Here is a 1,069-nt window from a genome sequence, read left to right as displayed (position 1 = left end):
GATGACGACGAGGTCGCGGCAGTCCTCCGGCATCGATTGTTCGAGTCGGTCGACGACGATGTTGCATCTCGCGTGGCTGAATCGTACCAAAGCTACTACCGTGACTTCGAAGACGAGCTCCCTGACAGAGTCACCAAGGCAGAGTTCAAAGAGCAACTGGAACAAACGTACCCGTTCCACCCGACGCTCATCGACCTTCTGGGGAAAGAGATAGACACGCTACCCAACTTCCAGCGGACCCGGGGTGCACTCAAACTAGTCTCGCGAGCGGTCCATCACATCTGGAGCAACGAGGAGTCGAACGCGGACCGTCACTACGTCCGGACGTTCGATATGCATCCCTCGGACGACCACGTTTGGTCGACGCTCCTCGACCTCTTCGAGCACATCGAGCAAGACCTCCGGACTGCCTCGAAGTCGGACATCTACACGAACGACGGCAAGGCAGCGTGCCAGTATGAGGATGACAACTGGACGCCAATGGGCCACCCGCCGATTGCGACTCACCTCGGAACGACCATCCTCTGGAAAAGTATTGTCTCCGGGGGGAACCGCGGTCGTGGTGTAACTCGTCGGAAGCTTTGGGAGATGATTCTGGAGCCGGGCGTCGAACTTGACCACTACCGTGACGCTCTGAAAAACCTGAACGAGACGGGCTCGAACCCGGACACAGAGGCGTTCTTCCTCTATGAGACGGAGAACGGTCTCCTTCGGTTCAAGGGAGAGCCGAAGATTTCGAAGCTCATCACCAACGAGGCGCAGCAAATCGAGCCCGGTGTCGCTCGCAACCGTCTCGAACAGACGATTCGAGGTGCGCTTGGCGGTGGTGTCTTCGAGACTATCTACGACCCGCAAGCACCCTACGAGGTCCCAGACGACTACGAAACAGTCCGTCTGTGTGTGATGGGCTTCGACGCGGTGACCGTCACGAGCGACCTTGACGAGCCTCCCGAACTCCTCCAGACGCTGGCGAACAAGACGGGGAACTCGCCGGGGTCCGAAAAGAAGCGAGTCTACCGGAACAACATCGTGTTCCTCGCTGCTGGCGAGCAGGAAACAGACGGGGCGC

At 58.8% G+C, this 1,069-nt stretch carries 1 protein-coding gene; it reads left to right on the top strand.

Translation table 11 applies throughout. The features are described from left to right. On the top strand, positions 1–1,069 hold a 1,069-nt coding region (locus tag EXE45_RS16840; protein WP_137695010.1), incomplete at both ends, for a DUF499 domain-containing protein.

The organism is Halorubrum sp. SP9, from assembly GCF_005435015.1.
Lineage (GTDB): Archaea > Halobacteriota > Halobacteria > Halobacteriales > Haloferacaceae > Halorubrum > Halorubrum sodomense.
This window is presented reverse-complemented; position numbering and strand designations above follow the sequence as displayed.